Raw genomic sequence first — 25,893 nt, 5'->3', positions numbered from 1 at the left:
GCTGTGGCGCGGGGGTTACTCGAAGGCGGATCGGATGGGGCGTTACATCGACGAAATCCTGCAGCCTGGCGAGAAGGTGCTGTATTCCACCAACGCGCACTGGATCTTCTATTGGCAGGCGATCCTGGCCTGGATCGTCGCGCTGGCGCTGCTGATCGCATCGCGCATGACGACGGTCGACGGCCTCACTTTGGCGTGCCTTGCCGCCGCCGCCGTGGTCGCGGTTGCGGCGCTGTACTGGACGCTGGCGGCCTGGTTCCACCGCTGGACCACCGAGACCGACGTCACCAATCTCCGGGTCGTGCACAAGACCGGGTTCATCAAGCGGCGCACCTTCGAGATGAGCCTCGACAAGGTCGAGAGCGTCGATGTCAACCAGAGTATCCTCGGGCGCATCCTCAATTATGGCGATGTGACCATCCGGGGCGTCGGCGAAGGTTTTGAGAAGATCAGGACCATCGCCTCGCCGCTGGCGTTCCGCAGTTCAATCACCGCGCGATAGGGGCGCGCGCAATCATGGCCATGCAATCAACCATTTCCAGCTCCTCCGCCAATGCCTCCGCCAGCTCGGTCGATCCGGCCGAGATCGCGAAATTCTCCAAACTGTCGGATGAATGGTGGGATCCGCGCGGCAAGATGGCGCCGCTGCACAAGATCAATCCGCTGCGCCTGACCTATATCCGCGACGCCGCCTGCCGCAAGTTCGAGCGCAACGCCAAGAGCCTGAGCTGCCTGTCCGGGCTGCGCCTGCTCGACATCGGCTGCGGCGCCGGGCTGCTGTGCGAGCCGTTCACCCGGCTCGGCGCCCAGGTGATCGGGGTCGATCCGTCCGCCACCAACATCTCGGCGGCGAAGCTGCATGCCGACAAGGGGCATTTGTCGATCGACTATCGCTGCACCACGGTCGAGGAGATGGACGCCCGCGAGCGCTTCGACATCGTGCTGGCGATGGAAGTGGTCGAGCATGTCGTCGACGTCGGCGCCTTCATCAAGCGTTGCGCCACGATGCTCAAGCCCGGCGGGCTGATGGTGGTCTCGACGCTGAACCGCAACTGGAAGAGCTTCGCGCTCGCCATCGTCGGCGCCGAATACGTGCTGCGCTGGCTGCCGCGCGGCACCCATGAGTGGAGCAAATTCGTCACCCCGGCCGAGCTCGAGCGCTATCTCGGCGATGTCAATCTCACCATCACGGAACAAGCCGGCGTGGTCTACAATCCGCTCGCCGACAAATGGACGGTCTCGACCGACATGGACGTGAATTACATGGTGGTGGCGGAGGAGGTGTGATCTGGTCAGGACGATAGGCCACGTCAATCTCGATATGGACGTGCTGCGGACGCTGGTCACGGCATATCGGCTGGGCAGTTTCAGCCGGGCTGCGGCACAGATCGGGCGCTCGCAATCGGCCGTCAGCCAGCAGATCGACAAGCTCGAGGAACAAGTCGGCGAACCGCTGTTCGTCAAGCAGGGGCGAGGGCTGGCTCTCACCGAAGCCGGCGAGCTCGTAGTGAGCTATGCCCAACGCATCCTGGATCTGAACGACGAGGCGGTCGAGGCGCTGCGCGGCCGGGCCGTCGAAGGCGTTGTCCGTTTCGGATTGCCCGCCGATTTTGCCGAAGTGTGGCTGCCGGCCGCGCTGGCCTACTTCAAGCAGGCCTATCCGGCGGTCCGGATCGAGGCCGTGGTCGATCGCAACCGGCGGCTCTTGCAGCAACTCGACGGCGGTGACCTCGACCTCGTGCTGGCGCTCGACAACGCCACGCGCGCCGATGCGCAGCCCGTGGCCACCTTGCCGCTCGTCTGGATCGGCAGCGCCTCGGCTGGTCCGATCTGGGGGCAGGGGGAGCCGGTGCCGCTCGCCGTCTATGAGGCGCCCTGCTTCTTCCGCCAGCGCGCCATCGCCGCGCTCGATCAGGCCGGCATCGCCTGGCGTATCGCCTTCACCAGTCCGAGCCTGCGTGGGCTCTGGGCCGCGGTCGAAGCCGGGCTCGGCGTGACGCTGCGGACGGCGATCGCGTTGCCCGACCAATTGTGTGCGCTTCCCGGCACGGCCGGATTGCCGCCGCTGCCGGCACCTTCTCTCAAGGCTTGTCTGCACGACGCCGGCAGGACGCTCGAACCGGCCATGGTGCGATTGCGGTCGATCATCGGAAGGACGTTGCAGGAACATCTCGCCGAGCCGCAGCGCGGGCTGGCTGGCATCGCCTGATAGCTGAACGACGCTGTCGGCACGGCGAACCTGCAACCGTCCAGTTTTTCTGAACTCTCGCATCAGAATTACGGGATTTTATTGCGTGACGGGACCTCTATCGTGACGGCAAGCAACCACGATCTGAAAGGGCCGTTGCATGAACTTCAGTGCATTGACGAGGGGTGTCTGCGTCGCTCTGCCGCTCATCGTGGCAGTGTCGGCACCGTGTCGCGTGCTGGCTGCCGGCCGTGATGCCGCGGCATCCCTGGCAGGGACCTGGACCCTGGTCGCCGCCGATGTGCTGCATAGCGATGGCAGCCGCGGACATGATTATGGACCCTCGCCCAGGGGCATGTTGTTCATCGACGCCGATGGACGCTATTCGCTGCAAATCTTCGACAGCGAGCGACGGCCCTTTGCAACGGGCGACAAGCTGAAGGCAACCGAAGCCGAATATCGTGCAGCGGTCCTCGGGGTGAGTTCGCATTTCGGCAAGGTCGACGTCGACACTGCGAAAGGGACCCTCGCTTTCCACATCTCCAAATCGTCGTTTCCCAATTGGGAAGGCACGGACCAGGTTCGGCTCTATGAGTTGAGGGCCAACGAGTTGAGCTATCGCGTGCCCCCCAGGGCGAATGGTGACACGCCGGTTTCGATCTGGCGGCGCGTCGACTGAAACCTGACGGCCTGCCGTGCAAGCTTCTGCTGCGCGCCGAATGGCTTGTTCAAGCTGGAATCGCGGAGCTGGTTGCAATCCTGGCCTGCGTCGTTCCGGTTGACCGGCTGCTGCGGGCCCGGCAGGGTGCGGCGTGACTTCCCGCCCGGCCCGCTCTCCCTAATCCCGCATGTTCACGCTCGCCTCGCTCTGGATTCCCTTCACCATCGTCGCTGCGTTCGGGCAGGTGGCGCGCAATGCGATGCAGCGGAGCTTGACCGGGCCGCTCGGCACCTGGGGCGCCACCAATATCCGTTTCCTGTTCGGCCTGCCGTTCTCGGTGGTGTTCTTCGCGCTCGCGATCGTCGCAACCGGCGATCGGGTGCCGTGGCCGGCGGTCTCGTTCTGGCCGTGGCTGTTGTCCGGCGCGCTCAGCCAGATCGTCGGCACCGGCTTCATGCTGCTGGCGATGAACGACCGCTCCTTCGTGGTCACCACGGCCTACATGAAGACCGAGGCGATCCAGACCGCGATCTTCGGCTTCGTCTTCCTCGGCGACCATCTGACGACCGCCAAGGTGATCGCGATCGTGATCGCGACCGTCGGCGTCGTCATCACCGCGCTGCGGCCGGGCGGCCAGAAGAGCTTCGCCGATCTGCGCCCGACCGTGCTCGGCCTCGGCGCCGCCGCGGTGTTCGCGATCTCGGCGGTGAGCTTCCGCGGTGCCATCATCGCGGTGCCCGCCGTCTCGTTCGTGACCGCGGCCTCCTACACGCTGATGTGGAGCCTGTTCGTCCAGACGCTGATCCTGTCGGTTTATCTGTTGCTGCGTGCGCCCGACGTGCTGAAGTCGATCCTTGCGCTGTGGCGGCCCTCGCTGTTCGCGGGCTTCATGGGCGCGTTCTCGTCGCAGTTCTGGTTCCTGGCGTTCGCGCTCACTGCCGCGGCCAATGTGCGCACGCTGGCGCTGATCGAGGTGCTGTTCGCGCAGGGCGTCGCGTATTTCTCGCTCAAGCAGCCATTCTCGCTGCGTGAACTTGTTGGCATCGTGCTGATTGTGGTCGGCGTCGCGCTGCTGATCGCCGCTTAGACTCTTGTTTGACGCGCTTTCTTCACGCGAACCGGTGCCCACTTCGCTTGAAAGCGCTTTAGCCCTTGACCGCGATCAGCACCGCGCCCGCGGAGATCAGCGCAATCCCGATCCAGCCATAGGCCGACGGGCGCTCGCCGAGGAAGGTGGCGCCGAACAGCGCCACCAGCACCACGCTGAGCTTGTCGATCGGTGCGACCAGCGTGGCGGGACCCAGCTTGAGGGCGCGGAAATAGCAGATCCACGATGCACCGGTGCCGAGCCCGGACAGCAGCAGGAACAGCCAGCTCTTGCCCGAGATCGGGCCGGACTGGGTGAATTGCCCGGTCGCGAACAGGATCGCCGACAGTGTGATCAGCACGATCACGGTGCGGATCAGGGTGGCGAGATCGGAGTTGATGCTTTCGACGCCGACCTTGGCGAAGATCGCAGTCAATGCCGCGAAGACGGCGGACAGAAACGCCCACACCTGCCAGGAAGAGAAAGAGTCGGGGGACATCTGGGATGCTCGGCCCGGTTGGCCCCACCCGTCATTGCGAGCGAAGCGAAGCAATCCATGGCGCAACAAGTCCGAAGCTGGATTGCTTCGTCGCTTCGCTCCTCGCAATGACGAGGGTGGAAGCGGCTCGCCTTAATTCCGGTCCTCCGGCAGCGTCGGCAACGGCGACACCTCGACGCCCTCGTCGACCAGCGCGCGCGCCTCCTCGGGCGAGGCCTCGCCATAGATCGGCCGATGCTCGATGTCGCCGTAATGCATCTTGCGCGCCTCATTGGGGAAGCGTTCGCCGACATTGTCGGCGTTCTTGACGATATGGTCGCGCAGCTCCTTCAGCTTGCTGCGCAGCTCACGCTCCTGCGCCATCATCAGCGACGTCGATTCAGTGGCGGTCGCCTCGACCGGCGCGGCAGGCTGCGGCTGGGCCGGTTCGCGGCCCTTCTTGCTGACGATCTGCGGCGCCATGATCGCGCGCTCGATCTCGGCCGAGCCGCAGGCCGGGCAGTTGATCAGGTGACGCCGCTCCTGCGACTCATAGGCCGAGGAGCTCTGGAACCAGCTCTCGAACTGATGGCCGCGCTCGCAGCGCAGCGTGTAGCGGATCATGCCGAGCCCCGGACGAGGTGCAGATGCTCCGGGCCGGCCTTGGGGTCGGCGATGCCAAATCGCCGCCCGTGCTGAAGCGAGGGGATGGTCTTGCGCGCGGTTTCGACCTTGGCGGGATCGATCTCGGCCAGGAACACGCCCGGCTCGACGCCACCCTCGGCGAGGATCTCGCCCCAGGGGTCGACGATCAGCGAGTGCCCGAAGGTCTCGCGCTTGTTCTCGTGCAGGCCGGCCTGGGCCGCGGCGAACACGAAGCAGCCGGTCTCGATGGCGCGGGCGCGCAGCAAAGTGTGCCAGTGCGCTTCGCCGGTCTTGCGGGTGAAGGCTGAGGGAACGGTGAGGAAGGAAGCTCCCGCCTCGGCCAGTGCGCGATACAGCGCCGGGAAGCGCACGTCGTAGCAGATCGTCAAGCCGATCCGGCCCCAGGGCAGGTCGGAGATCACGGCGGTCTCGCCGGGCTGGTAATTGGCCGATTCGCGATAGCTTTCGCCGCCGGGCAGGTCGATGTCGAACATGTGGATCTTGTCGTAGCTCGCGAGCACATTGCCCTCGGGCCCGATCAGGAACGAGCGGTTGACCGCCTTCTCCGGCGAATAGCGCAGCGCCAGCGACCCGATATGCAGGTGGATCTTCAGTTCCGCGGCCAGCGCGCGATAGGCCTTGAGCGACTTGTCGTCCTCTTCGCCCGCCAGGTGCTCGAACAGCGCCTTGCGGTTCAACTGCATCATGTTGCTGACTTCAGGCGTCAGCACGTATTTGGCGCCCTGCGCCGCCGCCTCGCGGATCAGCCGCGTGCCCTGCTCCAGGCTCGGCTCCGGCAGCAATCCGGTGCGCATCTGCACCATCGCCGCGGTGAACTTGTTGTCCGTGCTCATCAGGCGCCGCCTCCGTTGCTGAGCAGGCCGTCGAGCTTGCCCTCGCGGTCGAGCGCGTAGAGCTCGTCGCAGCCACCGACATGGGTCTTGCCGATGAAGATCTGCGGGAAGGTCGCCCCGCCGCCGGCGCGATCGTACATCTCGTCGCGGTAGGCCGGGTTGCTGGCGACGTTCAATTCGGTGAACGCGGCGTTCTTGCGCGTCAAAAGCGATTTGGCCGCGGTGCAATAACCGCAGCCCGGGCGGGTGTAGATTTCGATGGCAGCGGTCATGGTGTGCTCGGTTGAACCAGAATGACAGATTATATGGGAGCACGGTGGGTATCGACAACCCGGGCGAACACCAGCACGTCGACTTGAGCCGCCTTGGCCCGCAGCAGCGCCCGCGCGCAGGCATCCACTGTAGCACCCGAGGTCAGGACGTCGTCGACCAGAATGACGCGGCGGCCCTGGATGTCAGCCTTGCGTTCATCGGCGACCCTGAATGCGCCCTGCACATTGCTGGCGCGGTCCTTGCGAGACAGCCCGATCTGCTGCTCGGTGGCGCGGGTGCGTCGCAACGCCTCGGAGACCATTTTGACGCCGCTGTGGCGGGCGATCGTCTTGGCCAGCGCGCCGGACTGGTTGTAGCGCCGGCTCCAGCCGCGCCGCCAGTGCAGCGGAACCGGAACCAGCATGTCGGCGCCGTCGAGCAATTCCTTCCCCGCCCGCGCCATCCAGTGGCCCATTGTCGGCGCCAGATCGGTGCGATCCTGGTATTTCAATGCATGCACCAGGGTACGGGCGATATCGTCATAGCGCACCGCGGCGCGCGCACGCTGGTAGGCCGGCGGATTGGCGATCGCCTCCATCGACAACAGCTCCGGCCCGGGATCGTAGACAAAGGGGATGCCGAGCCGCGGACAGAATGGCGGCGCGATGAACGACAATTTGGCCCAGCAGGCCGCGCACACCCCCTCGCCATGGACCGGCTCGCGGCAGGACACGCATAGCGTCGGCAGCGCGATGTCGAGCGCCAGCCGCGCGGTGCGCAACCAGGCGCCGCCGACCGCGCCGAGCGCGCGCTGGACCTGACCGGTAATGGAGCGTGTCGGTGATGCCTCGGCGTCCATGACACGAAGGCTAGCGTTTGCGCAACGCGGGCTCAAGGCGCATTGCCTGCGGCGGCGGTCCGGCGTAACCAGCCGGCATGGCAACCACCCCGGCCTCAGCCCCCATCCTGTTCGACCGCGCCTTGCTCGGCGCGCGGCTGGCGCGGGCACGGCGTGAGGGGGCGGCGACGTTCCTGCTCGAGCGCGCCACGGAGGACCTGGCTGACCGGTTGCGGGCGGTATCGCGCAGCTTCTCGGCGGCGGCCGATATCTGGACACCGGGTGACGGGCTCGCGAACGCCGTGCGCAAGCGTGTCGCCTCGGTCGATGCGGTCGCGTTCGCCGAGATGGAAGCGACCGGCCTGGCACCGGAGTCGCTCGACCTCGCGGTCTCCGCACTGGCTTTCCAGTTCGTCAACGATCTGCCCGGTGTGCTGGCGCAGATCCGTCGCGCGCTGAAGCCGGACGGACTGCTGCTGGCTGCAATGCTCGGCGGCGATACGCTGACCGAGCTCAGGCAGAGTTTTGCCGCGGCGGAAGCGGAATGCGAAGGCGGGGTGTCGCCGCGTGTCGCGCCGTTCGCCGATCTGCGCGACATCGGCGCGTTGTTGCAGCGCGCGGGCTTCGCGCTGCCGGTCACCGATGTCGACCGCGTCGTGGTGCGTTATTCGAGCGCGTTCGCACTGATGGCCGACCTCAGACGGATGGGCGCCACCAACGTGCTGCGCGAGCGCCGCCACACCCCGACCCGCCGCGCCACCATGCTGCGCATGGCGCAGATCTACGGCGAACGCTTCGCCGATCCCGACGGCCGCATCCGCGCCACCTTCGACATCGTCTGGCTCTCCGGCTGGGCGCCGCACGACAGCCAGCCGAAGCCGCTGCGGCCTGGCTCGGCGAAGGCCAGTCTGGAGGCGGCGGTGAAGCAGGTGAAGCGCTGAGGCGTAAGGTAAGCACGCGGCTCAGGCTCCCTCTCCCCTTGCGGGAGAGGGGTAGCCCCGGGCGAGATACCGGTGTGATCATCGCTTTTGCAATTCTGAGCCCGTCTTCAAGATGCATGCTGAGAGAGCGCGCCGTGTGGCACCCCTCTCCCCAGCCCTCCCCCGCAAGGGGGGAGGGAGGCCGTCCACCGTGTGTCCCTTACGGTCGGTGCCGCTTGATCTGCGCCGGCGAAACCACATCAGATGCGATGGCGGCCTGCACGATTTCGGAATAATGGAATTATGCCGGTGAGTTGCCCGACGTGTCAAGTCGCCTGGTCGAGGGCCGGCCACCGCCGGCTGCTTTGCATGGGGTTGTTTTCGATATTCTGGCAATGTGCCTCTCTCGCGAGAGGCGCAGATCACAGCAGCAGATCGATCAGATGCGGCAGCAGCGGGATGTCGGCGGGCGGCATCGGGTAGTCGCGCAGTTTGTTGGCCCGCACCCAGGCGAGGTTCTGGCCTTCGCGCGCCACCGCGATGCCCTCCCAGCGGCGGCAGATGTAGAGCGGCATCAGCAGATGGAAGGTCTCGTAGGCGTGGCTCGCGAAGGTCAGCGGCGCGAGGCACGGCTCGGCCACGGTGATGCCGATCTCCTCATGCAACTCGCGGATCAGGGTCTGCTCCGGCCGCTCGCCCGGCTCGATCTTGCCGCCAGGGAATTCCCACAGGCCGGCCAGCGCCTTGCCTTCGGGGCGCTGCGCCAGCAGCACGCGCTTGTCGGCGTCGACCAGCGCGCAGGCGACGACGAGGGTCAGCTTGATGTCAGCCATGCGGTGAGGACTTCCTTCTCGATCTTCAGATTTCATTAACCAGCAAAGCGCTCCGGGCCAAACGATTTGTGTCCGAGTGTTTTTCTGCGATCGCGATAAGCCTGCCTTAATTCGCAGCCGGCAGGGTGAAGTGTCACGTTATGTGTCCATCATATTCTTTGCCGATATAACCATGCGCATCTTGATCCGGGCTATCAGCCGTTTCCGCCGCGATCGCTCCGGCAACATCGCGATGACGTTTGGCCTCGCCGTGCTGCCGCTCGTCGTCGCCGTCGGATGCGCGGTCGACTATTCCCGGGCCAACCAGATCCGCAGCAAGTTGTTGTCCGCCGCCGACGCCGCGAGCGTCGGATCGGTTTCCAAGTCGTCGCCCGGCTTCATCGCCGCCGGCGCCATGACCTCGGACGGCCCGATCGCGGCCGGCCAGGCCGATGCGACCAACATCTTCAACGGCAACGTCCTGAACCAGAGCGGCTTCACCGTGACCAGCGTGACGCCGACCATGACCAAGACCGGCAGCGTCGTCACCTCGACGGTGCAGTTCACCGCGGTCGTTCCCACCCTGTTTCTCGGCGTGATCGGCCAGAGCAACATGACGGTGAAGGGTTCGTCGACCTCGACCGCCAACATGCCGCTCTACATCGACTTCTATCTCCTGCTCGACAATTCGCCGTCGATGGGGGTCGCGGCCACGCCGACCGACGTGACCAAGATGGTCAACAACACGCCCGACAAGTGTGCCTTCGCCTGCCACGACTACAACGATGCCAACAACTACTACAATCTCGCCAAGAAGCTCGGCGTCACCACCCGGATCGACGTGCTGCGCAGCGCCACCCAGCAATTGATGGACACGGCCGCGACCACCGCGACCTATTCCAACCAGTTCCGGATGGCGATCTACGATTTCGGCGCATCGTCGGCGACGATTGGCCTGCGCGCGCTGTTCTCGCTGTCGACCAGCCTGTCGAGCGCCAAGACCGCAGCCGGCAACATCGACCTGATGGGCGTCTACGGCAACAACGATTCCTACACGGCCGACAAGGACACCCAGTTCAGCGCGGTGCTTCCGGCGATCAGCTCTGCGATCAGCGCGCCCGGTCCCGGCACCTCGGCGGCGCCGATGAAATATCTGTTCTTCGTCTCCGACGGCGTTGCGGACGAACCGAATTCGAGCTGCCTGAAGCCGATCACCGGCGGCAATCGCTGCCAGTCGCCGATCAACCCGGCGCTGTGCACCGCGATCAAGAATCGCGGCATCAAGATCGCGGTGCTCTACACCACCTATTTGCAGCTGCCGACCAACAGCTGGTACATGAGCTGGATCGATCCGTTCAACAAGGGCCCGTTCGGACCCTCGCCGAACAGCGAGATCGCGCAGAACATGCAGGCCTGCGCGTCGCCGGGCTTCTACTTCGAGGTCAGCCCGACCCAGGGCATCGCCGACGCGATGAACGCGCTGTTCAAGAAGGCCGTCGCCGACGCGCGGATCAGCAGCTAGCGGAGGCCGATGCCTTCTCTCCCCGTCACCCTGAGGAGCCGCGCTTTCGCGCGGCGTCTCGAAGGGTCGACGGCCCGACTCTCTCCACGCGGCGCCATCCGGGCCGTGCATCCTTCGAGGCTCGCTCCGCTCGCTCCTCAGGATGACGGGTAAAGAGATGAACCCTACGACCGATAGTCCCCGTTGATCGCGACATATTCCTTGGTGAGATCGCAGGTCAGCACGCGGTCCTTGGCCTTACCGAGGCCGAGCGCGACCTTGATCTGGATCTTCGGCGCCTTCATCGCCTCCGACACTTCCTTCTCGTCGTAGGACGGGTCGCGCGCGCCGCTCTTGGCGACACGGATGCCGTTGAAGGAGATCGAGAGCTTGTCGCGATTGGCGGGTTCGCCGGCCTTGCCGACCGCCATCACCACGCGACCCCAATTGGCGTCCTCGCCGGCGATCGCGGTCTTCACCAGCGGCGAATTGGCGATCGACATCGCGATCTTGCGTGCCGACGGTTTCGTCGTCGCGCCCTCGACCACGACCTCGACCAGCTTGCGGGCGCCTTCGCCGTCGCGCGCCACCTGCTCGGAGAGGTCGGCGAGGATCTGCTGGAACGCCTTGGCAAAGGCCTTCAGGCGCGGGTCGCTGGCGCGCGAGATCTTCGGCGCGCCGTTGGCCGCCGCGGCGCCGGTCGCGAACGCCAGCAGCGTGTCCGAGGTCGAGGTGTCGCCGTCAATGGTCAGCGCGTTGAAGGTGTCCTCGACACCGGCCTTGAGCAGCGATTGCAGCACGCCGGCCGACAGCGGCGCGTCGGTGAAGATGAAGGACAGCATGGTCGCCATGTCGGGCATGATCATGCCGGCACCCTTGGCCATGCCGTTGATCGTCACCTTGGCCTTGCCGAGCTTCACGGTCGCGGTCGCGACCTTCGGGAAGGTGTCGGTGGTCATGATCGCACGGGCCGCATCCATCCAGAGATCGGGCGTCGCGGTCTCGGCGAGCTGCGCCAGCACGCCGTCGAACTTGGTGGCGTCGAGTGGCTCGCCGATCACGCCGGTCGAGGCAAGGAACACATCCGAGGTCGAGCAGCCGACCGCCTTGGCGGCGATCTGCGCGGTCAGCGCGGTGGACGCCTTGCCGGTCTTGCCGGTGAAGGCGTTGGCGTTGCCGGAGTTGACCACCAGCGCGCGCGCAGCCCCGCCTTTCAGCTTGGCGCGACACCATTCGACCGGCGCTGACGGGCATTTCGACTTGGTGAAGACGCCGGCGACCGTGGTGCCTTTGTCCATCAGTGCGAGCAGCACGTCGGTGCGCCCCTTGTAACGGATGCCGGCGGCGGCGGTTGCAAGCCGCACGCCCGCGATCACGGGCATCTCGGGAACATCTGGCGGGGCGAGGGGGGAGACGGCGGTGGACATCGGCAAGCTTCCGGCTACGGGGAGGGAAGCGCTGCATAACATCTTGGCGGCTGAATCGGGAGAGGGCTGCGAAGCGAACGCGCAACGCCGTCGTCCCGGACCCATAGCCACCGTCATCAATTGTTCAAGAAACGACTGCCGCGGCAAGAAGTGCTCCGCCGCGGCGTATGGGTCCTGGTCTGCGCCGGGACGACGCGATCAACCGAAGGTACCGCAAAAGCAAATGGCCGGGACGTGCCCGGCCATCGCAACGCAATCGGTTCGGCTTCGCGAAGCTTACTTCTTCGCCGGCGCCATCTTGTTGTCGGCCGGCTTCGGCGCGTCCTTGGCGGCATCCGCCGGCGGCGTCGCGTCCTTGGCTGCATCGGCCGGCTTGTCCATGCGCTCGACCTTGGCGGCCTCGCGCAGCTTGGCGACATAGTCGGCCTGGGCCTTGCGGGTCACGTAGGTCTCGATCTGGGCCTTGACCTGCTCGAAGTCGGGCGCCTTGCGGTTGCGCTTTTCCTCGACCTTGATGATGTGCCAGCCGAACTGCGACTTGACCGGATCGGAGATCTTGCCCGGCTCGAGCGAGAAGGCGACCGCGGAGAATTCCGGCACCATCTGTTCCTTGGTGAAGAAGCCGAGGTCGCCGCCGTCGGAGGCGCCGGGGTCCTTGGACTTCTTCTTGGCGAGCTCGGCGAAGTCGGCCCCCTTGTCGAGCTCGGCCTTGATCGCCTTGGCCTCGTCCTCGGTCTCGACCAGGATGTGGCGGGCGCGCACCTCCTGCTCGCCGGTGATCTGCTTGGCGGCGTCGTCATAGACCTTCTTCATGGCCTCGTCGGTGGTCGCGGCCTTGCCCTCGCTGGCCAGCAGGCTGTCCATCAGCAGGCGGCTGCGGGTGAAGGCGAGGCGCTTCTTGAAGTCGTCGCTGTTCTCGACCTTCTTGTCCTCGGCGGCCTTGGACACGATCTTCATGTCGATCAGGAAGGACAGCACGTTGTCCTTCTTGGTCGCCGGGTCCATCTGCGCGAGGCTCGGGCCCAGTTCTTCCTCGGCGAGCGCGACGTCGCTGGCGCGGATCTCGGAACCATTAACCTTCGCCAGCACCGGGTCGGAATCCGCGGCGCGGACCGGCAGGCTGGCAGCCAGCACTGCGACAAGACAGCCCGTTGCGGCCAGGGTGGCGAGGCCGAGGCGCAGGCCGGTTTTGGTTTCCGGAGGCGAGGTGGTCATGCAAAATCCTTGGTCTAAAGGGGGGAAGCTCGAGCGGGGCGGACACTCGCCCAATCGTGTTACATTGGCAACGCGAAAGTCTTGTCAAAATGATGAATTCCTTGACATCTTGGCGGCGTTGACAACCCCCCGGGCGGGCCATATCTCTGGCCGGCCGTGTCGGCGGTGAGAGCGCTTATTTTGCTGCGTTTTTCGCCGTTGAACCGAGGATGGCCGGTTTCCCACTCAATTGGCGGAGGAGTGCCGGGTCGGGGCTCGACCAGCAGCGCGTCACGGTGAGTTGATAGGCGATCCGGCGGACCATCTCAGGCTGTAACGCAAGACCGAATTGAACCAAGACCGAACTCGAGACCGAAGAACAGGAATTTCGCATGATCGGCGCGCTCGCCCGCAAGTTTTTCGGCTCCTCCAATGACCGCCGCGTCAAGGGATATCAGTCCCGGGTCAACGCCATCAACGCGCTGGAGCCCGAGCTCATCAAGCTCACGGACGATCAGCTCAAGGCCCGCACCGCCGAGTTCAAGCAGCAGCTCGCCGAAGGCAAGACGCTCGACGACATCCTGGTTCCGGCCTTCGCCACGGTGCGCGAAGCGGCCAAGCGGACGCTCGGCCAGCGCCATTTCGACGTGCAGCTGATCGGCGGCATGGTGCTGCACGAGGGCGACATCGCCGAGATGAAGACCGGTGAAGGCAAGACGCTGGTCGCAACCCTCGCGGTCTACCTCAACGCGCTCGCCGGCAAGGGCGTCCACGTCGTCACCGTCAACGACTACCTCGCCCGCCGCGACTCCGGCTGGATGGGCCAGATCTACGCGTTCCTGGGGCTGACCACCGGCGTGATCGTGCACGGCCTCGACGATGCCGAGCGCAAGGCGGCCTATGCCTGCGACATCACCTACGGCACCAACAACGAATACGGCTTCGACTATCTGCGCGACAACATGAAGTACCGCCTGGAGGACATGGTCCAGCGCGCGCACTTCTACGCGATCGTCGACGAAGTCGACTCGATCCTGATCGACGAAGCGCGCACGCCGCTGATCATCTCCGGCCCGCTCGACGACCGTTCGGATTTCTACAACACCATCGACACCTTCATGCCGAAGCTCGCCAAGAAGGACGACTACGAGGTCGACGAGAAGCAGCGCACGGTGACGCTGACCGAAGGCGGCATGGAGAAGCTCGAGAACCTGCTGCGCGATGCCGGCCAGCTCAAGGGCGATTCGCTGTACGACGTCGAGAACGTCTCCGTCGTGCATCACGTCAACCAGGCGCTCCGCGCGCATACGCTGTTCACCCGCGACAAGGACTATATCGTCCGCGACGACGAGGTCGTCATCATCGACGAGTTCACCGGCCGCATGATGCAGGGCCGGCGCTACTCGGAGGGCCTGCACCAGGCGCTGGAAGCCAAGGAACACGTCACGGTCCAGCCCGAGAACCAGACGCTGGCCTCGATCACCTTCCAGAATTATTTCCGGATGTACGCCAAGCTGTCCGGCATGACCGGTACGGCGCTGACCGAAGCCGACGAACTGTTCGACATCTACAAGCTCGAGGTCGTGGAGATCCCGACCAATCTGCCGGTGGCGCGCCTCGACGAGGACGACGAGGTCTACCGTACCCAGAACGAAAAATACGGCGCGATCCTCGCCGAGATCGAGCGCGCCAACAAGCGGTTGCAGCCGGTGCTGGTCGGCACCGCCTCGATCGAGAAGTCGGAAGTGCTGGCCGACTACCTCAAGAAGCACGGCTACAAGCAGATCGATTTCACCTCCGAATCCGGCATGGAGAAGCTCTATGCCGCGGCTCGCGCCGGCAAGCCGGCAAAACTGTTCGCGGTGCTGAACGCGCGCTTCCACGAGCAGGAAGCCTATATCGTCGCCGAAGCCGGCGTGCCGGGCGCGATCACGATCGCGACCAACATGGCCGGCCGCGGCACCGACATCAAGCTCGGCGGCTCGCTCGAGATGCGGATCCAGCAGGAGACCGCAGGGATCACCGACGAGGCCGAGAAGGCCAAGAAGATCGAGCAGATCAAGGCCGACATCGAGCGCTTCCGCGAGATCGTGCTGAAGGCGGAAGAGGATTTCGAGGTCGAGCCCGCCAAGGGCAACAAGCCCGCCAAGACCGTGAAGAAGCCGGGCGGCCTCTACATCATCGGCTCCGAGCGCCACGAATCCCGCCGCATCGACAACCAGCTGCGCGGCCGCTCCGGCCGTCAGGGCGACCCCGGTCGCTCGAAGTTCTTCCTGTCGCTGGAAGACGATTTGATGCGCATCTTCGGCTCCGACCGGCTCGACAGCATGCTGCAGCGGCTCGGCCTCCAGGAAGGCGAAGCCATCATCCATCCCTGGATCAACAAGGCACTGGAGAAGGCGCAGCAGAAGGTCGAGGCGCGCAACTTCGACATCCGCAAGAACCTGCTCAAATTCGACAACGTCCAGAACGACCAGCGCAAGGTGATCTTCGACCAGCGCGTCGACCTGATGAAGGATGACAGCGTCGTCGAGATGGTCACCGGCATGCGGCATGATTTCATCGAGGATGTCGTCGCCAAATACATCCCCGAGCACGCCTATGCCGAGCAGTGGGACACCGCGGGCCTCAAGGAGGAATTGAAGCGCGTGCTCGATGTCGACCTGCCGGTTGACGAATGGGCCAAGGAAGAGGGCATCGCCGACGAGGAGCTGTTGGCGCGCATCGAGAAGCATGTCGATGAGCGGATGGCGGCCAAGGTCGCGCAATGGGGTCCCGACGTGATGCGTTACGTCGAGAAGACCATCCTGTTGCAGACCCTCGACCATCTCTGGCGTGAGCATCTGATCATGCTCGACCATCTGCGCCAGGTGATCGGCCTGCGCGGCTACGGCCAGCGCGATCCGTTGCAGGAGTACAAGACCGAGGCCTTCAACCTGTTCCAGGAGATGAGCTCGCATCTGCGCGAGGCGGTCACCGCGCAATTGATGCGGGTCGAGATCGTGCCGCCGGAGGAGCCGCCGCAGCCACTGCCGATGATGGAAGCACACAAGCTCGATCCCAACACCGGCGAGGACGAGTTCGCGCGTGCCAGCCTGACCGAAGCGACCTACGCCCAGGCCTCGCTGGCGCCGGGGTTGCCGGCCGCCGAGCGCAATCCGAACGACCCGGCAAGCTGGGGCAAGGTCGGCCGCAACGAGGACTGCCCTTGCGGAAGCGGCAAGAAGTACAAGCACTGCCACGGCCGGTACGCCTGAGCCGCGGCTTCAATGAGGTCGGCGTCCATTACGGACGCCGGCAATCCGTCGCGAACGGCGTTTCGCGCGATCACCATTGTACAATGTGTCGAAGGTCGGCTTGCTCTTGCCGACGATCGGGACGGTCGGCGGCGTGATCGCCCCGTCACCGGCGGCCCCTGCATGGGCACCGGCTCGAAGCCGAGCGGGTCATCCGCAAAGCGCTCGGTATCAGCCCCTCGAAGCGATCGTTGACGAAGCTCTGCGGAGCCGTCCCGCGATTCGGGCGTTGCACCCTGGGATTGCGTGATGGTATTGCCGGACGCTATCATAGATTGACCGGCGGGGAGGACGCACTCCAGCCGGCATCGGGAACGATCCAGGATCAAGCCAGCGATGATTGGCCAGGGTGCATGAGCGCCGCCGCGAGAGCATTCCAAGATGCCACAAGGGCGATGAATGGCGGGAAGCCGCTGGAGGCCGAAGCGTTGTTCGCCAAGGCCGTGGCGCTCGAGCCCGGTCTGGCTGAAGCCTGGCTCGGTCGCGGCAATGCGTTGGCGGGACTCGGGCGCCATGACCAGGCGCTTGCAGCCTATGACAAGGCGCTGGCGCTCAAGCCCGGTCTGGCCGGGCCATGGCTCGGTCATCTGCTCGCCAATCTGGGGCGTCACCAGGAGTCGCTGGCGGCTTACGACAAAGCGCTGGCCATCAGGCCTGATCTCGCCGAAGCGTGGCTTGGGCGTTGCCATTCGCTGGTCAAGCTGGAGCGTTATGCCGACGCCCTGGCCGCCCACGACAAGGCGCTGACGATCGAGCCTCGAATGGCTGCGGCGTGGCTCGGCCATCTGTTCGCGAGCCTGGGCCGTCATCAAGACGCGCTTGCCGCCTACGACAGGACGCTGGGCTTGAGGGCGGACCTGATCGAAGCATGGTTTGGTCGCGCAGGCGTATTATTCAATCTGGGGCGTTTCGACGATGCGCTTGCGGCTTACGACAAGGTGCTGTCGCTCAAGCCCGACCTCGCCGAAGCGTGGCTCGGTCGCGGCAATTTGCTGATGGCCGTTCAGCGCTATGAATCGGCGCCCGCGGCTTACGACAGGGCGCTGTCGCTCAAACCTGATCTGGCCGAGGCGTGGCTCGGTCGCGGCAATCTGTTGGTCAGGTTGAATCGTCATGAAGAGGCCCGCACCGCCTACGACAAGGCGCTCGCGCTCAAGCCCGCTCTGGTCGAGGCATGGCTCAGTCTTGGCAATATTCTTGTGCAACTCGAGCGCCATGGCGAGGCCGATGCCGCCTTCAACAGGGCGTTGGCGCTCAAGCCCGATCTGGCGGAGGTGTGGCTTGGTCGGAGCCATTCATTCGTCAAGAGCGGACGCTTCGACGAAGCGCTCGCGGCCATCGACAAGGCGCTGGCATTGAGACCTGACCTGGCCGAGGCATGGCTCGGTCGGGGCAACGCGTTGTTCGAACAGGGGCGTTGCAACGAAGCTCTTGATGCTTACGACAAGGCATTGGCACGCAAGCCCGACCTCGCCGAGGCTTTGCTTGGCCGGGGCAACGTGTTCTCCAGGCTGGAACGGCCTGACGACGCCCTTGCTGCCTGCGACAAGGCGCTGGCGCTCAGGCCTGACCTTGCCGAGGCGTGGCTTGGTCGGGGCAATGCACTTGCCGAGCAGGAGCGTTGTGACGAAGCCCTTGCCGCCTACGACAAGGCGCTGGTGCTCGGGCCCCGACTGGCCATGGCATGGCTTGGCCGCGGCAATGCATTCTCCAAGCTGAAGCTGCTCGACGAAGCCCTCATGGCTCACGGCAGGGCGCTGGCGCTCAAGCCGGATCTCGCCGAAGCATGGCTCGGTCGCGGCAACGTGTTCGCGGAACTGGAGCGCTATGACGAGGCGGTTGCGGCCTACGACAAGGCGCTCGCGGCAAAGCCTGGCCTGGCCGAGGCTTGGATCGGCCGTGGTGATGTGTTCATGGCAATGGAACGTCATGGCGAGGCGCTTGCGGCCTACGACAGCGCGCTGGCGCTCAAGCCCGATCATGTCGCGCTCGAAGGCCTCCGTCTGCGCGCGAAGCAGAATATTTGCGATTGGGATGGCTTCGAGGCCGATTGCAGCCACCTGATCGAATCGGTCGCCAACAACAAACCGAGTACCGATCCATTCACGTTTCTCTCGCTGGCGTCGCGTGGCACGGACCAGCACAATTGTGCGCGGCTGTGGATCGACAGGCGGCATCCGGCAGTCAAGCCGCCGCTCTGGAATGGCGAAATCTATCGGCACGACAAGGTTCGCGTCGGTTACGTATCCGCCGACTTCCAGGAACATGCAACGGCCTATCTGATGGCCGGCATGTTCGAAGATCACGACAAATCGGTGTTCGATGTCACCGCCATCTCGATCGGCCAGCGCGACGATTCACCGATGCGCCGCCGCCTCGAGGCCGCCTTCGACACCTTCCTCGACGCCGGACGACTTAGCGATGCCGAAGTCGCCGCGAAGATACGAGCCGCGGAGATCGACATCCTGGTGGACCTGAAGGGCTTTACCAGAAACGGCCGCACCAGCATCTTCGCGCACCGGGCAGCCCCGATCCAGGTCAACTATCTGGGATTCCCCGGCACGATGGGAGCCGATTACATCGACTACGTCATTGCCGATCGGACGGTCATCCCGAGCTCCAGGCAGAGCGAGTTCTCGGAGAAAATCGCCTATTTGCCGAATTGCTATCAGGTGAACGATTCAAAGCGAGGCATCTCGGAGAAGGCGTTCACGCGGGAGGAATGCGGGCTGCCCGAATCCGGTTTCGTGTTCTGTTGCTTCAACAACAACTACAAGATCACGCCGGAGGTCTTCGATCTCTGGATGCGGATTCTGGGCGCGGTGGAAGGCAGCGTCATTTGGCTGTTCGAGAGCAGCGCGACTGCGGCAGCGAACCTGAAAGCGGCGGCGGAGCGGCGAGGCGTCGCCGCCGAGCGCGTCGTGTTCGCCAAACGAATGCCGCTTCCCGATCATCTGGCGAGGCATCGTCTGGCGGATCTGTTTCTCGATACGCTGCCCTACAATGCGCATACGACGGCGAGCGATGCCTTGTGGGCAGGTCTGCCGGTGCTGACGCGGATCGGCGAGACCTTCGCGGGCAGAGTGGCTGCGAGTCTGTTGAATGCCGTCGGGCTGCCGGAGCTCATTGCGCGGGATGCGCGCGAATACGAACATCGTGCGATCGAACTCGCACAACACCCTCAGGCGCTCCAGGCCATCAAAAGCAAGCTCGCGGACAACCGCCTCACGAGCCCGCTGTTCGACACCAGGCTTCTGACCCGGCAGATCGAGGCGGCCTACATCGCGATGTACGAACGACATCAGGCCGGCCTGCCGCCGGACATGATTGCCGTTCCGGATCGTGCACAGGGCTGACGGTTCCGCAGCCTGCGCGCGCCGGGCGGGTTGTGCCAGACACGATCGGCCTCCGGCTCTGGAGGTATTCGGGTCATCTTTCCTTCATTGTTGTATTGCCGCAACAGCGCTGGAGGCTTGGCCGCTGTATCGTCGGTGAGGGTGTACTTGAGGGGGACGCATGCTCAAGACAGCGCTCATTGGCCTTGGTGCCATCGCCGTGCTGGCGGGATCGCCGGCCCTCGCGGCTGACATGGCGGTGAAGGCTCCGCCGCCGGTCATGTTGCCCGTCTATAGTTGGACGGGCTTTTATATCGGCGCCCAGGCCGGATACGGTCTCAGTGACTACAGAAGCACGTTTTCCGGCTTTGATGCCGGCGACACGCCTCCGCCCCAATCGCCGCATGGCGACGGGTTCGTCGGCGGCGGCGAGGTCGGGTACAACTTTCAATCCGGAAAATTTGTGGTCGGCGTCGAAGCCGATATTTCCTATGCCGACATGCGCGGACGCGCCACCGGCGTCAGCGCGTTCGGCATCGTGCAGACCGTCGAACAGAAGATTGACTGGCTCGGCACGGTGCGAGGCCGTCTTGGCGTCGTGCCGGTTGAGCGGCTGTTGCTGTTCGCGACCGGCGGTGTGGCGTTCGGCGGCACCGGTTTGTCGGGCAGTGATAATCCCGGCGTGAATTGCGCTGTCACGTCGTGCGGTGCGGGATCGACCTCGAGCACCAACACGGGTTGGACTGCCGGCGGAGGCATCGAATATGCCTGGTCCAATCAGCTCTCACTGAAGGCTGAATATCTGCACGTCGATCTCGGCAGCAATTCTCTGACCTATCCGGTTACGCTCGCGGTCAGCCAAAGCACGACCCGCGCCGAGTACCGGGCGGACATCGTACGGTTTGGCATCAACTGGAAGCTCGGCGCCTACAATTGAGTGCGCGCGAATTCCGATCCGCGCCTGGGGCGGGCGCGGACGGGTTGATTGGCCTGGGGCGCGTGACCGGCGTTGCTCAGCCCGCGTACGCCCTGTCGAGATCGGCGATCACGATCTTCTGCATCTTCAGCATCGCCTGCATCACGCGGTCGGCGGCCTTGCGGTCGGCGTCGCTGAGGTAGCGGCCGAGCGCAGTCGGGACCACCTGCCAGGACAGGCCGAATTTGTCCTTGAGCCAGCCGCAGCGCGATTCCTGGCCGCCATCGGTCAGCTTGCTCCAGAAGTAATCCACCTGCTCCTGGGTCTCGACGCTGATGAAGAACGACACCGCCTCGTTGAACTTGTGCTGCGGCCCGCCATTGAGCGCATAGAACCGCTGCCCCTCGAGCTCGAAACTCGCCATGAAGTCGCTGACGGTCTCGATCTCGGCGTTCGGGAACACCGATTGGTAGAAAGCCACGGCGTCGCGGACGTTGTTGTCGAGCCAGAGGAACGGCGTGATCGAAGGCATGATGGGGTGTCCTCGCTAGTTTGTCGAACAGGATGGACCTCATGCGCCCAGGCGCGAAGGCTGCGCCACTGGCGCGCCCAAAGGACGCGCCGGTGCGCGATATCCCGACATTTCCCTGCCGGTCTTTTTCGATGATTTTCGATCGTGACGGCGCCCGACTGGCGCGGGCTCAGTTGGCGGTGCCGATCAGGCTTTCCAGCAGGCGCTTCAGCTCGCTGGTCGATTTGTCGCCATAGCTCTCGACGATGTGCTCTTCCTGGCTCACCGCCAGCGAGTTCAGCCGGCGGCACAGCGCCTTGCCGCGATCCGAGACGAACATCAGCACCTTGCGGCGATCCTTGGGGTCCTGCACGCGGTAGACCAGGGCATCCGACACCATGCGGTCGATCATCTTGGTCAGCGTCGGATGGTTGAGCAGCACGGCATCCGCGAGCTCGCCCATCGAATGACCGTTGCCGTCGGACAGCACTTTCAGGATGCGCCACTGCTCGACCGGCACACCTTCCTTGGCGAGCCGCGTCTCCAACTGCCGGTTGATCTCCCGGTTGGCTTGCGCGAGCAGGTAGGTGAGGTGTTCGGTGATCGGGGAGTTTTCTTTCGGCGGTTTAGCCACGGCGTGAGACCTGGTTCCTGACCCGGTGAATGAATGTCCGGCAACGCATGCCGTTTCTATATGCACTTCAATTGTTGAATATTCAATATTTTCACATAGGATATTCCCCCAACCAAAGGGCGGCTGCCGTGACCGCCCGCTGGCTGCGTTGCGTTCTGCTTCCCAGACAGGAGTTGGCGTGCTTTCGACGGACTCTTCCCAGGCGTATGGCGGCATGCCCGTCGCGCCGCCGAACCTGTTTCGAACCCCGTCGTCCTGCGCGGCCGATCTCGCTTTGATCGCCAAGCCGGGCTCCTCGCGCCGCGGCGGCACCGACAGCAAGCTTCGGGTCGGCAATTTCATCACCTTTTCCGGCGCTCCCGGAATCTGGGGGCCGATCTCGGCCAACAGCGTCATGCTCGCGGTCGCCGAGATCAACAAGCGCGGCGGCATCCGCGGCCGCGAGGTCGAATTGTCGATGTACGATGCCGGCGGGCCGATCGTGGATGTCGTGCGCCGCGCCGAGCGGGCGATCGCGTTCGACGAGATCGACATGATCATGGGGTCGCATATCTCCGCGGTGCGCCTCGCGCTGCGCAAGGTCACGAGCGGCCGCATCCCCTATGTCTACACGCCGGTCTACGAGGGCGGCGAGCGGACGCCGGGCGTGATGGCGATCGGCGAGACGCCCCGCGCCGAAAGCCGGCCGGCGATCCACTGGCTCGCCGAGGTCAAGAAGGCAAAGCGCTGGTATCTGATCGGCAGCGACTATGTCTGGCCCTGGCAATCGCACCGCGCGGTGAAGCACTACATCGCAGAGTCCGGCGGCCAGGTGGTCGGCGAGGAATTCGTCCCGCTCGGCGAGGACGATCACGAACCGCATCTGGCGCGGATCCGCGCCGCAAAGCCCGACGTCGTGCTGATCACCTTGATCGGCACCGACAGCATCACCTTCAACCGCGCCTTCGCCGAGGCCGGGCTCGCTGCCACCACGTTGCGCTATGCCGGCGCAATGGACGAGACCGTGTTGCTCGGCATCGGACCCGACGCGACGGAGAACCTGTTCTGCGCGTCCGGCTATTTCGGCTGTATCGACTCGCGCGCCAACGACGATTTCCGGATCAGCTACCGCGCGATGTTCGGCGCGCACGCGCCGCCGATCGGCTCGGTCGGACAATCCAATTACGAGGGGATGCGGTTCGTCGAGGCGGCGGCCAACCGGGCCGGCTCGCTGGCGGTCGGGCCGCTGTTCGCCGCGGGACGCAACGTCATCTACAGCGGCGGGCGCGGCGAAGTCACCATTCGCGACGGCCGCGCCGAAATGCCGATCTATCTCGCGGAGGCCGACGGTCTCGACTTCAATGTGATCAAGACGATCTAGCGTGGCACCGCTGCCCGCGAGGGCAACGCCGGGCTCGCCCCAGGGCGCGGTGCCAGACAGGAGCAGGTGTGCATTCGACGCTCAACGTCAGGGCCGGGCGATTCAACGGGAATGACAATCTCCCGTTCCCGCCGTCCCTGCTGTTCAAGAACCTGGCGTCGGCGGGGTCGGATCGCGTGCTTGCGCCGATGGATCGCAGCAGGTTCGGTCCGCGCGGCGCGCGCAACCGGCTGCGGGTCGCCGGCTTCGTCTGCTGCACCGGCTCGCCCGGGATGTGGGGCCCCGCCACGACCTCGGCCGCGCAGCTCGCCGTTGCGGAGATCAACCGGCGCGGCGGCATCCTTGGCCGCGAGATCGAGCTCTCGGTCTACGACGCCGGCGGACCGCTCGAAGAGGTGCTCGACCGCGCCGAGCAGGCGATTGCGTTCGACGAAGCCGATCTCGTCATGGGCATGCACACCAGCGCGGTGCGCGTCGCGCTGCGCAAGGTTACCCGTGGCCGGATTCCCTACATCTACACGGCGGTCTACGAGGGCGGCGAGCGGACGCCCGGCGTGGTCGCGATCGGCGAGACGCCGCGCTGGCAGATCCGGCCGTCGATCCACTGGCTCGCCGAGACCAGGCGCGCCACGCGCTGGTACCTGATCGGCAGCGATTACGTCTGGCCGTGGCAATCGCACCGCGCGGTGAAGCGCTACATCAAGGAGACCGGCGGCCTCGTGGTCGGCGAGGAGTTCGTGCCGGTCGGCGAGGACGATCACGAGGCGCAACTGGAGCGGATCCGTGCCGCGAAGCCCGACGTCGTGCTGATCTCGTTGATCGGCACAGACAGCGTGACCTTCAATCGCGCTTTCGCCGATGCCGGGCTTGCGTCCACCACGCTGCGCTTTGCCGGCTGCGTCGATGAAACGTCGCTGCTCGGCATCGGCGCCGACAAGACCGAGAACCTGTTCTGTGCGTCGGGCTACTTCCCCAGTGTCGGCTCGCATGCCGGCGACGGTTTCAGGGACCGCTATCGCGCGATGTTCGGTCCGTACGCGCCGCCGGTCGGCTCGTGCGGCGAGTCCGCCTATGAAGGCTTCTGCCTGCTCGAGGCCGCCGCCAACCGCGCCGGCACGCTCGACATGCGGCCGTTGCTCGCGGCCGCCGACAACCTCGTCTATCGCGGCCCGCGCGGTCCGGTCACGGTGCGCAGCGGCCACGCCCGGATGCCGATGTATCTCGCGGAAGCCGACGGCCTCGACTTCAGGGTGATCAAGGCGATCTGAGCCGGGTGCGACGGTGTCGCGAGCCTGTTTGTGAAATAATACTTGAAAAGGAAAATATTTCCGTTTTCAATACAGCGAAGGGGTGAGCGGTTCGCGCGGGTCAACGCGCAGCCCGCTGCCCCGAGGGATCAAATCCAAGATCAAAAACTTCAGGAGAGCGCCGTGACCGTCGTCCTTCCCACGCCAATCCAACTTCGCGCCGTCGCCGAGCAGTGCGGCCTGTCGCTCACCGATGAGGATGTGGCCTCGTTCCGCGGCCTGATGCAGGGCTCGATCGATGCCTACAATCTGGTCGCCGCGATGCCGGACGAACTGCCCGAGGTGAAATATCCGCGCACGCCGGGCCATCGGCCCGCGCCGGAAGAGAACAAGCACAATGCCTGGTACCGCAAGTCGACCGTGAAGGGTGCGGCCTCCGGCAAGCTCAAGGGCAAGACGGTGGCCCTGAAGGACAACATCATGCTGGCCGGCGTGCCGATGATGAACGGCTCGGCGACGCTGGAAGGCTACGTCCCCGATTTCGACGCCACCATCGTCACCCGCATGCTGGACGCCGGTGCCGAGATCGCCGGCAAGGTGCACTGCGAATCCTTCTGCATGTCCGGTGGCAGCCACACTGGCGCGGTCGGCGCGGTGCACAATCCGCACAAGATGGGCTATTCGGCCGGCGGCTCGTCGTCGGGCTCGGGCGTGGTGGTCGCGCTCGGCGAGGTCGATATGGCGATCGGCGGCGACCAGGGCGGCTCGATCCGGATGCCGTCCTCGTTCTGCGGCACCTATGGCATGAAGCCGACCTGGGGCCTCGTGCCCTATACCGGCATCATGCCGATCGAGATCTATGTCGATCACACCGGTCCGATGACCGCGACGGTGGAAGACAATGCGCTGCTGCTCGAGGTGATCGCCGGCGACGACGGCTACGATCCGCGCATCAAGGCGCCGAAGGTCGAGGACTACACCAAGGCGATCGGCAAGGGCGTCAAGGGTATGAAGATCGGCATCCTCAAGGAGGGTTTCGAGCAGCCGACCGCGGAAACGGCCGTCAATGAAAGCGTGCGCGAGGCGGCCAAGCGCTTCAAGGATCTCGGCGCCAGCGTCGAGACGGTCTCGGTTCCGATGCACATGACGGGGCCGGCGATCTGGACCCCGATCGGCACCGAGGGCATGACCCAGACCATGATGTTCGGCGACGGCTACGGCCTCAGCCGGGCGGATCTCTATTCCACCACGCTGATGGACTTCCATCGCGGCTGGCGCCGGCAGGCGGACTCGCTGTCCGAGACCACCAAGCTGTTCATGCTGCTCGGCACCTACATCAACAACAATTTCGGTCCGCGCTTCTATGGCAAGGCGCTCAACATCTCGCGCCGGCTGACCGCGGCCTATGACAAGGCGTTCAAGGACTACGACCTGCTGCTGCTGCCGACCACGCCGATGAAGGCGACGAAGCTGCCCGAGGCCAATGCCAGCCGCGAGGACTACGTCGCTCGCGCGCTGGAGATGATCTCCAACACCGCGCCATTCGACATCACCCATCACCCGGCGATGTCGCTGCCCTGCGGCATGGTCGACGGGCTGCCGGTCGGCCTGATGCTGGTCGGCCGGATGTTCGAGGAATCCACCATCTACCGCGCTGCGCACGCCTTCGAGCAGGCCGGCGACTGGAAGAAGATGTGAGGCGCCGCTTGTTGCAGACGCAGGCTGGATGGATCGAGC

Annotated in this window: 23 protein-coding genes; 13 read left to right on the top strand and 10 right to left on the bottom strand. The window is 65.0% G+C overall.

Going from position 1 to position 25,893, the window contains the following annotated elements:
• The first annotated feature begins 34 nt into the window (after nt 1-34).
• The 5 genes from B2W55_RS13675 to B2W55_RS13655 all read left to right on the top strand — a co-directional run bounded on the left by B2W55_RS13675 (nt 35) and on the right by B2W55_RS13655 (nt 3,936).
• Nucleotides 35-502, top strand: coding sequence for a PH domain-containing protein (locus B2W55_RS13675; protein WP_024581954.1), 468 nt, complete (start codon nt 35-37; stop codon nt 500-502).
• Between the two features lie 14 nt (nt 503-516).
• Complete coding sequence (gene ubiG / locus B2W55_RS13670) at nt 517-1,287, top strand: bifunctional 2-polyprenyl-6-hydroxyphenol methylase/3-demethylubiquinol 3-O-methyltransferase UbiG (protein WP_024581955.1); 771 nt, start codon at nt 517-519, stop codon at nt 1,285-1,287.
• Between the two features lie 34 nt (nt 1,288-1,321).
• Nucleotides 1,322-2,209 (top strand): LysR substrate-binding domain-containing protein, encoded by an 888-nt coding sequence (locus tag B2W55_RS13665; protein ID WP_024581956.1) that lies wholly within the window; start codon nt 1,322-1,324, stop codon nt 2,207-2,209.
• 214 nt (nt 2,210-2,423) lie between these two features.
• Nucleotides 2,424-2,867, top strand: a complete 444-nt coding sequence (locus B2W55_RS13660) for a lipocalin-like domain-containing protein (protein WP_200894383.1) — start codon at nt 2,424-2,426, stop codon at nt 2,865-2,867.
• 169 nt (nt 2,868-3,036) lie between these two features.
• Nucleotides 3,037-3,936: an EamA family transporter gene (locus B2W55_RS13655; protein WP_024581958.1), complete on the top strand. Its 900-nt coding sequence runs from the start codon at nt 3,037-3,039 to the stop codon at nt 3,934-3,936.
• Nucleotides 3,937-3,994: 58 nt separating this feature from the next.
• On the opposite strand, the gene B2W55_RS13650 is transcribed toward B2W55_RS13655, so the two are convergent.
• From B2W55_RS13650 to B2W55_RS13630, 5 genes are all read right to left on the bottom strand, one after another.
• Nucleotides 3,995-4,435 (bottom strand): EamA family transporter, encoded by a 441-nt coding sequence (locus B2W55_RS13650; protein WP_024581959.1) that lies wholly within the window; start codon nt 4,433-4,435, stop codon nt 3,995-3,997.
• A gap of 132 nt (nt 4,436-4,567) precedes the next feature.
• Nucleotides 4,568-5,038: a DUF1178 family protein gene (locus tag B2W55_RS13645; RefSeq protein WP_024581960.1), complete on the bottom strand. Its 471-nt coding sequence runs from the start codon at nt 5,036-5,038 to the stop codon at nt 4,568-4,570.
• Nucleotides 5,035-5,913, bottom strand: coding sequence for a carbon-nitrogen hydrolase family protein (locus B2W55_RS13640; protein WP_024581961.1), 879 nt, complete (start codon nt 5,911-5,913; stop codon nt 5,035-5,037). Before B2W55_RS13640 ends, B2W55_RS13645 begins: the two co-directional genes overlap by 4 nt.
• On the bottom strand, nt 5,913-6,185 hold the full coding sequence (grxC, locus tag B2W55_RS13635) for a glutaredoxin 3 (RefSeq protein ID WP_024581962.1): 273 nt from the start codon (nt 6,183-6,185) through the stop codon (nt 5,913-5,915). The genes B2W55_RS13640 and grxC overlap by 1 nt, the downstream gene beginning before the upstream one ends.
• 29 nt (nt 6,186-6,214) lie before the next feature.
• Nucleotides 6,215-7,024, bottom strand: coding sequence for a ComF family protein (locus B2W55_RS13630; protein WP_024581963.1), 810 nt, complete (start codon nt 7,022-7,024; stop codon nt 6,215-6,217).
• Between the two features lie 77 nt (nt 7,025-7,101).
• On the opposite strand from B2W55_RS13630, the gene B2W55_RS13625 reads away from it, so the two are divergent.
• Nucleotides 7,102-7,944 carry a methyltransferase domain-containing protein gene (locus B2W55_RS13625; RefSeq protein WP_024581964.1) on the top strand — a complete coding sequence of 281 codons (843 nt, stop codon included), beginning with the start codon at nt 7,102-7,104 and terminating at the stop codon, nt 7,942-7,944.
• A gap of 401 nt (nt 7,945-8,345) precedes the next feature.
• Here B2W55_RS13625 and B2W55_RS13620 read toward each other — a convergent pair whose 3' ends face one another.
• Nucleotides 8,346-8,756, bottom strand: a complete 411-nt coding sequence (locus B2W55_RS13620) for a (deoxy)nucleoside triphosphate pyrophosphohydrolase (protein WP_024581965.1) — start codon at nt 8,754-8,756, stop codon at nt 8,346-8,348.
• Between the two features lie 172 nt (nt 8,757-8,928).
• Between B2W55_RS13620 and B2W55_RS13615 the strand changes: the two genes are divergently transcribed.
• Nucleotides 8,929-10,257: a TadE/TadG family type IV pilus assembly protein gene (locus B2W55_RS13615; protein ID WP_024581966.1), complete on the top strand. Its 1,329-nt coding sequence runs from the start codon at nt 8,929-8,931 to the stop codon at nt 10,255-10,257.
• Nucleotides 10,258-10,421: 164 nt separating this feature from the next.
• Here the strand turns inward: B2W55_RS13615 and argJ are convergent, their stop codons facing one another.
• A complete protein-coding gene (gene argJ, locus B2W55_RS13610; protein ID WP_024581967.1) occupies nt 10,422-11,663 on the bottom strand; it encodes a bifunctional glutamate N-acetyltransferase/amino-acid acetyltransferase ArgJ in 1,242 nt (413 codons plus the stop codon).
• A 276-nt stretch (nt 11,664-11,939) separates the two neighbouring features.
• On the bottom strand, nt 11,940-12,878 hold the full coding sequence (locus B2W55_RS13605) for a peptidylprolyl isomerase (protein WP_024581968.1): 939 nt from the start codon (nt 12,876-12,878) through the stop codon (nt 11,940-11,942).
• A 371-nt stretch (nt 12,879-13,249) separates the two neighbouring features.
• Between B2W55_RS13605 and secA the strand changes: the two genes are divergently transcribed.
• From secA to B2W55_RS13590, 3 genes are all read left to right on the top strand, one after another.
• Nucleotides 13,250-16,114, top strand: coding sequence for a preprotein translocase subunit SecA (gene secA / locus B2W55_RS13600; protein ID WP_024581969.1), 2,865 nt, complete (start codon nt 13,250-13,252; stop codon nt 16,112-16,114).
• A gap of 392 nt (nt 16,115-16,506) precedes the next feature.
• A complete protein-coding gene (locus B2W55_RS13595) occupies nt 16,507-19,509 on the top strand; it encodes a tetratricopeptide repeat protein (protein WP_080890909.1) in 3,003 nt (1,000 codons plus the stop codon).
• A gap of 160 nt (nt 19,510-19,669) precedes the next feature.
• Complete coding sequence (locus B2W55_RS13590; protein ID WP_024581971.1) at nt 19,670-20,425, top strand: outer membrane protein; 756 nt, start codon at nt 19,670-19,672, stop codon at nt 20,423-20,425.
• Between the two features lie 76 nt (nt 20,426-20,501).
• Here the strand turns inward: B2W55_RS13590 and B2W55_RS13585 are convergent, their stop codons facing one another.
• Together B2W55_RS13585 and B2W55_RS13580 are read right to left on the bottom strand one after the other, a co-directional pair.
• Complete coding sequence (locus tag B2W55_RS13585; RefSeq protein ID WP_024581972.1) at nt 20,502-20,936, bottom strand: VOC family protein; 435 nt, start codon at nt 20,934-20,936, stop codon at nt 20,502-20,504.
• Nucleotides 20,937-21,105: 169 nt separating this feature from the next.
• The gene (locus tag B2W55_RS13580) at nt 21,106-21,549 is read right to left on the bottom strand and encodes a MarR family winged helix-turn-helix transcriptional regulator (RefSeq protein WP_024581973.1); all 444 of its coding nucleotides are present in this window, start codon (nt 21,547-21,549) and stop codon (nt 21,106-21,108) included.
• Nucleotides 21,550-21,727: 178 nt separating this feature from the next.
• Between B2W55_RS13580 and B2W55_RS13575 the strand changes: the two genes are divergently transcribed.
• The 3 genes from B2W55_RS13575 (at nt 21,728) to B2W55_RS13565 (ending at nt 25,854) form a co-directional block, all read left to right on the top strand.
• Nucleotides 21,728-22,909: a substrate-binding domain-containing protein gene (locus B2W55_RS13575; RefSeq protein WP_024581974.1), complete on the top strand. Its 1,182-nt coding sequence runs from the start codon at nt 21,728-21,730 to the stop codon at nt 22,907-22,909.
• A gap of 68 nt (nt 22,910-22,977) precedes the next feature.
• Nucleotides 22,978-24,177: a substrate-binding domain-containing protein gene (locus tag B2W55_RS13570; protein WP_024581975.1), complete on the top strand. Its 1,200-nt coding sequence runs from the start codon at nt 22,978-22,980 to the stop codon at nt 24,175-24,177.
• Nucleotides 24,178-24,339: 162 nt separating this feature from the next.
• A complete protein-coding gene (locus B2W55_RS13565; RefSeq protein ID WP_024581976.1) occupies nt 24,340-25,854 on the top strand; it encodes an amidase in 1,515 nt (504 codons plus the stop codon).
• The last annotated feature ends 39 nt before the right edge of the window (nt 25,855-25,893 follow it).

Source organism: Bradyrhizobium sp. UBA2491 (assembly GCF_002341725.1).
In the GTDB taxonomy this organism is placed as follows: Bacteria; Pseudomonadota; Alphaproteobacteria; order Rhizobiales; family Xanthobacteraceae; genus Bradyrhizobium.
This window is presented reverse-complemented; position numbering and strand designations above follow the sequence as displayed.